At 49.3% G+C, this 442-nt stretch carries 1 protein-coding gene; it reads right to left on the minus strand.

The features are described from left to right. A partial coding sequence (locus NC856_RS17715) for a DDE-type integrase/transposase/recombinase (protein WP_264091712.1) occupies positions 1-442 on the minus strand: 442 nt, incomplete at both ends.

Below are 442 nucleotides of genomic sequence, written 5' to 3' on the forward strand. Positions count from 1 at the left end.
TAGCCAGTCATAGCGTACTGTACGATTATATCGCTCAATATAAGCGTTCTGCTGAGGTTTACCGGGCTGAATAAAACGCAGGGTTATATTCTGTCGGGCCGCCCATGACATCAGTATCCTGCCTGTATATTCTGGCCCGTTATCGCACCGGATAGCTGCTGGTTTTCCCTTCCATTCAATGAGTTGCTCCAGTGTTCTGACCACCCGACTCGCTGGCAGGGAAAAATCCACCTCAATCGCCAGCGCTTCCCGATTAAAGTCATCGATAACATTCAGTAAACGAACAGAACGTCCATCCGATAGCTGATCATGCATGAAATCCATCGACCAGCATTCGTTGCCACTTTCAGGCACCGCCAGTGGCTCAGGTTTATCCCGTTTCAGTCGTTTTTTCGGCTTGATCCGCATGTTAAGCGACAACCCGCAATAAATCCGGTACACC

The sequence above is a fragment of the Brenneria izbisi genome (assembly GCF_025840185.1).
In the GTDB taxonomy this organism is placed as follows: domain Bacteria; phylum Pseudomonadota; class Gammaproteobacteria; order Enterobacterales; family Enterobacteriaceae; genus Brenneria; species Brenneria izbisi.